We start from the raw sequence: 10,945 nt of genomic DNA on the forward strand, positions 1-10,945 counted from the left end.
AACAACACAACAACGCAGACAGGCAGCGGCCGATACCGCCCACCCCGCGGGAAACCCGCTGCCCACCCTGCGGAAAAACACCGCTCACAACGCGGACACCAACTTGACAAAACACACCTAGGCGATCGACATCGGACCCAACACGGTCATCGTCATCGCCCGCATCTTCCAGGACGCGGCCACGCCCTACCAGGCCATCGACCCCGCCCTGGCGGTGCTGAGGCTCTCGCGCCGATACGGGAGGCAGCGCTGGAAAACGCGTGCGACGTGGCCCGCAGGGTCATGAACACGCCCCGATACCGGCAGCTGAAGACGATCCTCGACACCGGCCAGGACCACGAGGTCATGGAAGGCGAGAGCCTGAAGGTCAGAGGGATCGACACCGATCAGGCCATGGGATACGTGCGCGGTGCCGGCTACTACGCAAGGTAGGAGGAACGATGAGACTCGACGAACAGACCCGCCGCCAACTGCGCGCCATGGGATGCCAGGAGCTCCTCGACGCGCTCCTGCGCCAGGACGACGATGCGTGCGCCTCATTGAACATGGAGCAGCGCATCCGTCTCGCGGTCGACGAGGCCCACGCCATGTTCACCGACAAGCGCGTCGGAGGACTCGCCCGCCGCGCCAGGCTCCGCTACCCGCAGGCCGATCTTCGCACCCTCGACATGCTCGACGAACGCGGCGTCAGCCGCGAACTGGTCGCCTCGCTCGCCGACTGGCATGGGTCGAACGCCGACGCAACATCGTCGTCCAGGGTTACTGCGGCAGCGGGAAAAGCTGGATCATCTGCGCGCTCGCCCGACAGGCATGCCGCAGCCGATACCGCGCCCGCTACATTCGCGTCCCCGACCTCGAGGAGGAATGGAGACAGGCCGCCGACAAGCCGCAGGGACGGTACAAGCGGCTCAAACGCTACAGCGGCTTCACGGCCCTCGCGCTCGACGAATGGCTGTTCGACCCGCCCAAGGAACGCTTCCGCGCCTTCCTGTTCGAGCTCATGGAACGCCGCCACGACACCGTCAGCCCCCCCTGTTCGCCACCCAATACCCGCAAGGACTCGCACCAACGACTCGGCGGCGCCCACTCCGACGCCATCATGGACAGGATCGTGCACAACACCACCTGGATAGAGACCGGGGAATGGAACATGCGCGAGCACGCGTCCGGCAAGTAACCCCCCTCCCTATCACTCACCACAACCGGACGGCACCGGCGGCGCCCGACCACCACCCCCGATGCCATCCCGCAATAACCCCAGTGCCCTCCGTAATAACAACCGGTGCTCAAACCTCCAAATAATCACACATTGATTCGGGCGTAAGAGAGAAGGCTCACCGATGATATGTGCTCGTTTTTGTCGTCGGATAAGAAAAACCGCTATTGAAAAGAGAGCACGATGCCACATCACATCAGAGCCTACAGGTCGATCAGACCATGTTGTAGAACACCTTTGACCGGATAAAAACGGTGAGGAGATGTTGAACTCGATGCTTGATGCCGAGACCGATGGAAATCACCGGAGCCGCCAGATACGATCGTAGCGGGCAAGGAAGGCGTACAGCGTTGGCTATTTCGACCGGTATCTTAACGTCAAGAGCGGGATAATGAGTCTGAAGTTGCCGAAGCTGAAGGGCACGGTGTTCGATTCAGTCGTAAAACTAACTTTACCTCAGAAACAAGGAAAGTGTCGAAGAGGCGATGTTGACATGACATGGCCGTTGTGTCCACTGCCAGATTATTGACGACAGCTAACTGCAGTTGGACAGGCCGCATGCCTTCGCAGACCTGAACGAAAAGCTCAAGCGCATCTACGCTGATATCGACGCGTGGCGCGTGCGGCCGCTCGCGCAAGAGCACCCGTATGTCTTAATGGACTGCGTGTAGCAAAAGCGCTACTAGGGCAGCTCAGTTGAATGATGAACAAAAGCGTGATGGTCGCCGACAGTGTCGGCATGAACGGGCGTCGTGAGATGCTTTCGGCGGCACAAAGTATGAGATGAGTGTGACTCTGAAAGCTGGCGCATATTCATCCGCCGACATGAGCGCACGTGGGTTGAAGGGTATGAGCTTGACACTGGTCGAACGGCAAGCGGGGCACGCTGCCGCCTTGAACGGATTGCTATCAAAAACAGGCACCCAAAATGCAAGGTCCATACAAGCGAAAAGCGCACGCTAACGTCAATCCCATGAAACAGAATGAGCCAGCGAATGTGTAACCGAGAGCTCCATGGTGAGTCGAGGAATAGAAGGACAAGAGGCCGTAAAAAGAGAAATCCATCCTGTGGACATGGATGAAAAGAAACTAAAGAAGCGCTGCCAAATAAAAGAGCGAAGGCATAAAGCAAAGAAAGGTCTACATTCTCGGCAAACATCAAAGGGAACATTGCCTTCACATAAACACACACTAATCAGAACAAACCATAACAAGAAAAGACGAAGCACACTCGTGTTGAGCACCTTTCGCCACACGCGAATTACATTGGCGATCAACTGCCTTGCACATCCACGAAATAACCTCCAACGATAGGCCATCTCGAAGCGATTCCGCAATAAGTCCATACTCGATAAGAATCCAAAAACAACGAATAATCATAGTCTCAAATCCAGAAAAAAATCTAGGTAATGTAAAATCCAGCAATAGTGATGAACGAAGCTGTATACATAAAAAACAAGTTAAGAAACTGCATAGTTACGCAAAATAAGACGAAATACTAGACACAAGAACGATATCTAATACAATAGTAAGACGATGGAAAATGAAATATATCATAGACCAAGTAAATCATCTGATGTAGGTGACATATGCTTAGGTCGACGATAAGCTGTCAGTAAATGCGAGTTCAACAATTCGTTATTACTACCCGGAATGACAGTAGCAAGAAGGAACAAGAAAGTATTGTGCTGAAAAGAAATTAATTGTGCATCAAATACAGAGTGAGAAGCAATAATAAATAGAGCAAGAATTAACCAATTATCATTATCTTCTGTTGCCTTTTTCATCAATAAAGTATAAAGAATGATAACAGTTAACATAAAAATAAGGCCATGATCATATACGAGACGAAAATATGAAGAATCAAGAGTAAGACCGTTATCCACTAAATTTTTACTATAACCTCCTATGATTGGAACACCAAAATGCTTAATCGCGAAAGAAGAATAATCTAGCCTGCTAGAAAAGAATTTATTAATAATTTGAAGAACTATATTTTCCCTGAAATAAAGGTATAAAACAACAATAACAGTATATGCAAACGCAAAAAAACTAAAACTATAAACGAACAAACGTTTCACAAGAAGGGGAAAAGTGTACTTAGAATATAACTTGAGAATAACTGCCCAAAACAAAGCAAAAAAGATCAAGCCACATGCATTACGTGCATTTGTAATAATAAGAAGTGCACTATTTAAAAACGTAAATACGCTAAGCTCAATGTAAGTAACTGAAGCTTTACGTATATATAACCATAATAAAACTATATTTAGAAAAACATACGAAGGATAAGTAACATAAGAGAAGCCGAGCGAGTAACGAATAACACCATTGTCCCTGACATTAACAGTAGAAGGAATAAATCCAATTAATGAAGAGGAAATTACAATAAAAGAAACAACCGACTGAATAAGGATGGTGCATTTAGCAATACATTTAAAAGAAACACGACGCCCACAGTACAGAAGTATTGAGAATGCCAGTAAATCCTCATGACCTATTAAATAAGTTTGAATATTAAAAAAACACAAACATGCTGCAAAAAGAACGTCAATAAGCGTAATGTACTTTATAAAAATGAATTCCTGAAATAGGAATAAAAGTACAGATACGTAATATAAAAAATTATTATGCCCAAATACGTCAACAAAACTACTTGTATTTAGAACTGCTACTACAAGCCAAAGACTATAACCGCAGAAAAAAAAGGGGTATTCTTTGAAACCTAACTGACGAATAAATACAGGAGGATGTGATATCAGTTCTTTATTGCAGAGCACTATGCAATGCCTCCAGCCATTGAAAACCGAATTGAACAGTTGGTTCTAAGATAGCACCTTCTCCCCACTCGTTCCAAGCATTAATCACTAAAACATCAATCGAATCTTTACGTTGTTGATTAATAAGCTGACGAACATAACGCTGAAACTTATCAGGCGATGCTCCTTTCGTTATAAAAGCGGATTTACCTTTTCTCGGTGAATTATCAAAATTCGTAAAACATGAAAGTATTATTTTTCTTCCTGAGTATGTTCTATTCTTCGTAAGTAGTTTTTTCCATAAATAATCGTAATCAATTATATCAGTATTCTTCATTTTTTTATTAAAAAAACGAACAGCTTGTCGGAACAAAGATATTTGATAATGTGCCGAATACAATGGCTCGAACTCCATAACTGCTTGTGAATACTTAGAATATGGAGAAGGATTAAAAGTACTAATAAATTCAACAAGATAAATAGAATTCATTCTAATAGACTCAAGATATGAATTCCAGTATTCAATCATTTCATCAAATCGAGGAATTTTACTCGGAGAATAGACAAAAAGAACTGGATGGTTATTATAACGAATATAGCGAGTATCTTTAAAGAAGGGAATAAAATACTCAATATGGGCTCGCCAATCCTCCTCACCCCCAAAAGTCTGAGGCATGATAATTTCTTTATTTTTTCCATCCCAAGCACGTGTCCAAGGCTCATTTGCCCAACAAAGACAGAATTGCTGCGTTGCCTTTTTTGTATGCAAAAGATTCTCAACCGGTTTTTCAAGAAGAAGTTTCCCATTGAACCAATAGTGATAGTATATAAACCCATCAATGCCATATTTATTTGCAAGTGAGTGCTGCCATACTAATTCTTCTGGATTGGATAGATCATAGTAATGGTTGTCAAAAGGGACCAACGGCTGCACATGATTAGGATAGAGTGGTTTTGCTCTTTTTACATTTGTCCACTCTGTGAACCCTTTTCCCCACCATTCATCATTTTCAGGGAATGTATAGAATTGTGGCAGATGTAAAGCTAGAGTCTTCATGGATTTTCCTTTATAACTATTACGGTTTTGTAAACAGAATGGTCAACACTTGCGATATCTTTTTTACAAGACTTTTTTTTAGCAATCCTTGTCGCCATAGAGTGTATATCTGACTTAAATTTCTATTATTAAGGGTCTCTATATAAGTTAACACTTTATTTTTGACAATAACCGACATATAAGAATTATAATTTGAGTAGAGATAATCTATTTGCCTGCAATTATTCCAATACTTGACCGCGTTAGATTTAAATGATTTGATTTTACTCGCGATAGAATAATGTTCAGCACCCACGGAATTATTTCCGTGCTGCCTGTAAAGAACTAATTGGTCTGAGATTTTTTCCATGTATCCACAACTAACAGCAATATCTGCAATCCACCAATCATGCATTACGATGACTGGCTTATAGCCAGTTTTACAAACTAACCGACGCAATGCACCATTACCCATCATAGTGCAACCGGCAGCAATACTTGTATTCAGTATTTCCTCAATTATTGGCTTGATATTATTTTTACCTGAATCAACAAGAAATGACTCTGCAATAGTAGCTAAGTTCTCATCCACTATTTTCATATCAGAAAAAACAAGCAATGGTACGCTTTTACCATATCGTCTTTCAAGTTCTTGGATTCGGGAAAGAGAGGTGCTTAATTTATTTGGAAGCCAATAGTCATCTTGGTCACATAGACAAAAATAGTCATTATTCGAATATTGAAGCATATCAATAAAATGGTAGGCCGCGCACTTATGAATTATACCTGTCTGCAGTTTATGTATGCGAGGGTCTCTTAATTCGAGTTTGTCAATTATGCTCTCGGTTTCATCCGTTGATCCATCATCAGAAATATACAATTCCCAATTCTTCAGCGTCTGGCTAAGTATAGAAGTAACCTGCTCTTCTAAATACTTCTCACCATTGTAACAAGCCAATAATACGTCTATCATTCGTGATCAATCTTCCGCCAGTAACTTGCAATACCAAAGAATATTTCGAATATTGGGGAAATACTTAATACTTGTCTTAAGCAAGTCTCGTCTTTCCCCTAATGATAGGCTATCTCCGCAAACTCGAAACTTGTAGTAAAGAAAATTCGCATACTCTTTTCTATTCTGTTGCAGATCTGTTTTATACTTTTTTTCTAGTATCGAATAACCACAATATGCTTTCTCCCCATTCAACGAGATGCTATCACTTGATATGTATTGCTCAACCAATACTTTCTTTGAATAAGATAGCTTATTACCTCTTTTCAATAATCTGATAGCAAGGTCCCAATCTTGGAAACGCGGCATCAATGAATCAAACTTATTCTCAGTTAGTACACTTTTCTTTGCCACAATCATCTGTGTGCTGATAAAGTTAGCCTCCAATATAGTTGGATAGTTCAACCCTTTGCGCACTAACTTGTTAGATGGCTTCATATTTAGTGTCTCACCAGTTGCAGAGATTGTCCGCATTTGACAAATGTCAATATCTGACCCATTTGCTGCCATGTTAGACAGTTGCACTGAGAGTTTCCCGGGTAACCAAACATCGTCACTATCTTGGAAAGCGATTATATTCCCCTTTGCTATTGATACTCCTAGATTTCTTGCGACACATGCTCCCTGATTCTTTTGATAGACATATCGTATCCGTGGATCAGCGAATTCTCGAACAATTTCTTTAGTATTATCCGTCGAGCCATCATCAACTATTATCAATTCAAAATTCGTATAATCTTGCAGTAAAATGCTGTCTATAGATCTTCCTATTAACCCTGCACGGTTATATGTCGGCATTATCACAGATACTGAGCACATTGCAGCATAAACCCTTAAATAGCTTCTTTTTCTCTCACCGATAATCAGTCGCGCTTGAAAAGATCGCGGGTGTAGACTTTGTCTTTGACGTCGTCAAGCTCGCTGTTCCAGCGGTTGGCGACGATCACGTCGGCGCGCTGCTTAAAGCCATCCAAGTCATGCGTCACCTCGCTGCCAAAGAAATCAGGGGCGTTGAGTGTATGTTCGTATACCAGAACCGTTACACCTTTCGCTTTGATACGTTTCATCACTCCCTGAATGGATGACTGGCGGAAGTTGTCCGAGCCGCTCTTCATGGTCAGGCGATAAATGCCCACAACCGGGTTCTTCATATCCTTCACGCGCTCAAGAACCTCTTCGGCGATGAAGTCCTTACGAGTGCGATTCGCTTCCACGATCGCACCAATCAGATTCTGAGGCACGTCCGCATAATTGGCCAACAACTGTTTTGAATCCTTTGGCAAGCAGTAGCCGCCATAGCCGAAGCTTGGGTTGTTGTACTTGTCTTCAATACGCGGATCCAAACACACTCCCTTGATGATCTGGGCTGCATCGAGACCGCGAACCTCGGCATATGTATCCAGCTCATTGAAGTACGCCACGCGCAGAGCAAGGTAGGTGTTGGCAAACAACTTGATCGCCTCGGCCTCGGTGCAACCGCACACCAGCTGAGGAATGCCATGAGAACTATCCGCATTCACACGGTTCCGCTCAGCAGGATCAGCACTCTGAGCCAACAGGCGGGCAAACTCATGCGCCGCTGCAGTCGCCTCCTTGTTATCTACCGGCGCTCCGGCCACGATGCGGGACGGATGCAGATTGTCGTACAGAGCATGACCCTCACGCAGGAATTCAGGCGAGAAGATGATGCGGTTGTCACCGGTCTTGTCGCGCAGACTGTCAGTGTAGCCTACCGGGATGGTGGACTTGATCACGATCCAAGCGGTCGGATTAACTTCGCGGATTGCCTCCACGGCAGCTTCCACACTGGACGTGTCGAAGTAGTTCTTCTTTGGATCATAATTCGTCGGAGTGGCCACCACCGCGAAATCCGCCCCACTATACGCGCTCTTGGGGTCCAACGAGACGGTGAAATCCAACGGCATGGAGCCATCGGCCTTACCGTCCAGAAAACGCGTGATCTCCGTGTCTACGATCGGACTCTTGCCCGCATTGAGCATCGCGACCTTATCCGGCACGATGTCAAGAGCATGCACCTCGTTGTGCTGCGACAGTAACAGGGCCACAGATAATCCCACGTAGCCGGTGCCGGCAACCGCAATCTTCATGGTTCTCCCCCGTTCGGGTTCTTGCAACTCTATACGTTCTACTTTGCACGCCGCCAAACGACAGCACATTTAATGTAAGTATAGAACGAACGCGCGCCTAACACTCTCGCGAGATCCACATGAGCGTATCCGCGTCGAACGACTTGCCTACCGTGAGGCATCGACAGCCGTTGTGAGTCCTGCTCAACCCTCGGTTCAACAGTGTTTGCGCTCTTTAATGTAGAAGTTGTTGTTCATCGAGCCGACTATACTGGCCTTCGCTTCGGTCGGCACTTCATCTTGCTGCATAGAAGTCGGCTGTGGACATAGACGCTGCTATTGAGGAGGGGTCGATGAACATTGTGATTCTGGGCGGCATGGGATTTCTTGGACGGAATCTCGTCGCCTTTCTGACTCGTCAAGCAAATCAGCGCATCACCGTTTTTGACCGGCTGCCACTTGATCATGATGCAGTCAAAACCTTACCCACCTCCGTAAACTATGTGCAAGGCGAGTTTGTTACAGGTTTTGATTTTACGCGTATCGTCCACAACGCAGATTTGATTATTCATCTTGTCAGCACCTCAGTCCCAGGCACTGAGCAAGGCGTGATCGACGAGATCAATGCCAATGTAATCCCCTCAACCGAACTCTTCCAAGCATGTGTACAGGAAGGCGTTGGGCGTATTCTGTTCATGTCAAGCGGTGGCACTGTGTACGGCGCCTCGAACAAGCATAAAAACAGCGAAACCGATCTTCCAGATCCGATCAACACGTATGGCCTGCAGAAAATCATGATCGAACAAGCTTTGCATTTGGCCGTTCGCAATTCCGCAACAGATTATCAGATCGTAAGGCTTTCAAACCCTTATGGGCCAGGGCAGAATCCACATGGGGCATTGGGGCTGGTCACCAAACTCGTCTATCAGGCGTTAAATCACGATACCATCCACATCTTTGGCGACGGGTCGGTCGTACGAGATTTCATTTATATTGATGATGCGATTCAAGCCATCGGCGATATTGTCGAACATGGCGATATGAACGCCACCTACAATGTTGGGCGAGGCATCGGTACTTCAGTTGCCGATGTGGTGAATACCATCGATGCCGTACTGCCTGAACGGCTTAACATCGTGCACACTCCGGGGCGCGCAGTAGACGTACCGTATTCAGTGCTAAACATTGATAAGTATCATCGCATTTCCTCCATCAAGGAATTCGTATCATTAGAGGAAGGCATTAAGCGAACCTACGACTTTTTCAAGGAACATCGTCAATGACTTCAATGGCTTCAAACGTAACGGCAGCAAACGAGTCCAAACCAGCAAATGGTTCAGGCGTCTCCTCCAAAGAAGTGAAGAAGCGTCTGCTAGTGACGGCGTCCACTTTCCCGCGTTGGATGAACGATACTGAGCCAAAGTTCATCTACGATCTGTGCATGCAGCTGAAAAAATATTATGACATAACAGCGCTGGTGCCTGCCGCGCCGAATGCAAGAGCAGCTGAACGAATGGAAGGCATTACGGTACGCCGGTTTCAGTATTTTCCTATTCGGCAATTGCAGACGCTCGCCTATCCTGGTGCAATAGTGCCGCGCATCAAAGAAAACAAGTTTAGAGCTCTGTTGGTGCCCTTTTTCTTTATTTCCCAGTATTTCGCAACGAAACGTGCGATGCGCGACTGCGATGCTGTACTGGTGAATTGGTTTGTTCCCCAAGGAGTCACCCAGTCGTTTCTTCGTAGCAAGAAACCCTATGTGATTTCCGGACTTGGCGGCGATGTGACTTCGCTCAATAGATTTCCCATGCACTGGTTCAAGCAGCGCGCTATTGACTCAGCCAGCGCTATTACGGTGGTCTCGTCGGATCTGAAAAATGTGCTGCATTCGCAGTATCGGCACACCGACCATATTCATGTTATTCCCATGGGCGTCGACTTGACTTTTTTTGGACCAGAGCATCGAGACCATGCTTTACGCGAAAAGATCGGCAAGCCGATTGTTCTATTTGTGGCTCGTTTTGTAGAGAAAAAAGGAGCGCGTTATCTGTTTGACGCAATGCAAAACGTTAATGCCAAACTGCTTGTAGTAGGCAGTGGGCCGGAAGAAGAAATGCTGCGGGAAAAAGCGTCTCAGCTTAATCTTGATTGTGATTTTCTTGGACCGAAGAACAAGGATGAGCTCAAATCACTGTATGCTACATGCGATGTGTTCGTTGCACCATCTGTCATCGCCGCAGATGGCGATAAGGATGGACTTCCAGTGGCGATTCTCGAAGCCATGGCTTCTGGCGCTCCGATCGTTGCTTCAGATATAGCCGGCATCGGAGAAGCTGTATTCGACGGAGAAAATGGTCATCTGACCAAGCCGAAGGATGCCGCAGGTATTCGTGCCGCCGTCCTTGATGTGCTTGCTGACGAAGAACGTCGTGAACGCTTTTCCAAACGATCGGTTGAGCTGGCCAAGCGTTTCGACTTTGTCAATATCGGCGAAGAATACAAGCATCTCATCGATGAATCTCTACGCCATCGCAGCCGATGATTATTGGTTTTCTGGCTCTCTTTTGATTTCGGATTGAAGACTTTGACTTCGCAGCGAAGTCTTCGCCGCGAAGTCAAAGGAGCACCAGAAAACAAGGTAACGATCTGCTACCTGTAAAAGCACTAGACATGTAGATAATCTGGCAACCCGGCACGATCTTCCTGATAGATGACCGTGCCACCGATAAGGCCCGATTTTTTGCGCACTTTGGTTTGGGCTTGAGATGGAAGGGCATGGCCCGTGTCCTGTGTACGATTTTCTGTCGCCAAACAAAACAAATCGCGATTGGAAAG

The 10,945-nt window shown here is 46.1% G+C and carries 9 protein-coding genes; 4 read left to right on the forward strand and 5 right to left on the reverse strand.

The window, feature by feature from the left end; all coding sequences use genetic code 11:
• The first annotated feature begins 267 nt into the window (after positions 1-267).
• Positions 268-432, forward strand: a complete 165-nt coding sequence (locus EHS19_RS10865) for a hypothetical protein (protein WP_175578419.1) — start codon at positions 268-270, stop codon at positions 430-432.
• A 52-nt stretch (positions 433-484) separates the two neighbouring features.
• Entirely contained in the window at positions 485-1,177 is a 693-nt protein-coding gene (locus EHS19_RS09980) for an ATP-binding protein (protein ID WP_151917616.1), read from the forward strand.
• Between the two features lie 1,592 nt (positions 1,178-2,769).
• Here EHS19_RS09980 and EHS19_RS09985 read toward each other — a convergent pair.
• From EHS19_RS09985 to EHS19_RS10005, 5 genes are all read right to left on the reverse strand, one after another.
• Positions 2,770-3,996: a hypothetical protein gene (locus tag EHS19_RS09985; RefSeq protein WP_151917617.1), complete on the reverse strand. Its 1,227-nt coding sequence runs from the start codon at positions 3,994-3,996 to the stop codon at positions 2,770-2,772.
• On the reverse strand, positions 3,983-5,032 hold the full coding sequence (locus EHS19_RS09990; protein WP_151917618.1) for a glycosyltransferase WbsX family protein: 1,050 nt from the start codon (positions 5,030-5,032) through the stop codon (positions 3,983-3,985). The genes EHS19_RS09985 and EHS19_RS09990 overlap by 14 nt, the downstream gene beginning before the upstream one ends.
• Positions 5,033-5,051: 19 nt before the next feature.
• Positions 5,052-5,984 carry a glycosyltransferase family 2 protein gene (locus EHS19_RS09995; RefSeq protein WP_151917619.1) on the reverse strand — a complete coding sequence of 311 codons (933 nt, stop codon included), beginning with the start codon at positions 5,982-5,984 and terminating at the stop codon, positions 5,052-5,054.
• A 6-nt stretch (positions 5,985-5,990) separates the two neighbouring features.
• Positions 5,991-6,821: a glycosyltransferase family 2 protein gene (locus tag EHS19_RS10000; RefSeq protein ID WP_241677212.1), complete on the reverse strand. Its 831-nt coding sequence runs from the start codon at positions 6,819-6,821 to the stop codon at positions 5,991-5,993.
• Positions 6,822-6,886: 65 nt separating this feature from the next.
• Positions 6,887-8,131, reverse strand: a complete 1,245-nt coding sequence (locus EHS19_RS10005) for a nucleotide sugar dehydrogenase (RefSeq protein ID WP_151917621.1) — start codon at positions 8,129-8,131, stop codon at positions 6,887-6,889.
• A 332-nt stretch (positions 8,132-8,463) separates the two neighbouring features.
• Here EHS19_RS10005 and EHS19_RS10010 point away from each other — a divergent pair, with 332 nt between their 5' ends.
• Positions 8,464-9,393, forward strand: coding sequence for an NAD-dependent epimerase/dehydratase family protein (locus EHS19_RS10010; RefSeq protein ID WP_151917622.1), 930 nt, complete (start codon positions 8,464-8,466; stop codon positions 9,391-9,393).
• A complete protein-coding gene (locus EHS19_RS10015) occupies positions 9,390-10,652 on the forward strand; it encodes a glycosyltransferase (protein WP_151917623.1) in 1,263 nt (420 codons plus the stop codon). The genes EHS19_RS10010 and EHS19_RS10015 overlap by 4 nt, the downstream gene beginning before the upstream one ends.
• Positions 10,653-10,945 lie beyond the last annotated feature (293 nt).

Source organism: Bifidobacterium jacchi (assembly GCF_009078285.1).
Lineage (GTDB): Bacteria > Actinomycetota > Actinomycetes > Actinomycetales > Bifidobacteriaceae > Bifidobacterium > Bifidobacterium jacchi.

Excerpts from the sequence above, each read along its gene's own strand:
- EHS19_RS09990 (WP_151917618.1), bottom strand. The coding sequence starts at position 5,032 with ATGAAGACTCTAGCTTTACATCTGCCACAATTCTATACATTCCCTGAA.
- EHS19_RS09980 (WP_151917616.1), top strand. The coding sequence starts at position 485 with ATGCCAGGAGCTCCTCGACGCGCTCCTGCGCCAGGACGACGATGCGTG.
- EHS19_RS10015 (WP_151917623.1), top strand. The coding sequence starts at position 9,390 with ATGACTTCAATGGCTTCAAACGTAACGGCAGCAAACGAGTCCAAACCA.
- EHS19_RS10010 (WP_151917622.1), top strand. The coding sequence starts at position 8,464 with ATGAACATTGTGATTCTGGGCGGCATGGGATTTCTTGGACGGAATCTC.
- EHS19_RS10000 (WP_241677212.1), bottom strand. The coding sequence starts at position 6,821 with ATGCCGACATATAACCGTGCAGGGTTAATAGGAAGATCTATAGACAGC.
- EHS19_RS09995 (WP_151917619.1), bottom strand. The coding sequence starts at position 5,984 with ATGATAGACGTATTATTGGCTTGTTACAATGGTGAGAAGTATTTAGAA.
- EHS19_RS10005 (WP_151917621.1), bottom strand. The coding sequence starts at position 8,131 with ATGAAGATTGCGGTTGCCGGCACCGGCTACGTGGGATTATCTGTGGCC.